Source organism: Kitasatospora sp. SC0581, assembly GCF_048159585.1.
Classification (GTDB): domain Bacteria; phylum Actinomycetota; class Actinomycetes; order Streptomycetales; family Streptomycetaceae; genus Kitasatospora.
The window spans coordinates 1-331 of record NZ_JBLRWA010000292.1 but is presented as its reverse complement, the minus strand read 5'-3'; the positions used below and the strand labels follow the sequence as shown (position 1 = coordinate 331).

1 protein-coding gene is annotated in these 331 nt (G+C 48.9%); it reads right to left on the bottom strand.

Annotated elements, in window-relative coordinates; translation table 11 throughout:
- On the bottom strand, positions 1 to 331 hold a 331-nt coding region (locus ACLWS4_RS38140), incomplete at both ends, for a GW dipeptide domain-containing protein (protein WP_416876590.1).

Sequence of the window (331 nt, the reverse complement as noted above, 5' to 3'; positions counted from 1 at the left end):
ATGAAAATCGGCAAACGCTGAAATTAAATTGGCCTGCGCTTTTTCCGGAGAAAGCCTGCCCATGTTGACAAAATTGTAATGGCTGCTGTCCGGTTCCGGGATATACTGGCCATTTACTTCGTATCCGTAAGCACGCTCTACAAAGACGTTTCGCATGTTGACCCAGCCAATTTCAGGCCCGTCCGTATGCATGATACGGCCATAAGTCCCGGACGGGGTGGTCACTTCCCTGTCTATTGTAAAGGTTGCATTTCCCTTCAGCATATCGGGAAGGGCCATTTTTTCCGCGCCTTCCATCCCATATGGTTTGGACCAGATCACCGAATTTTTC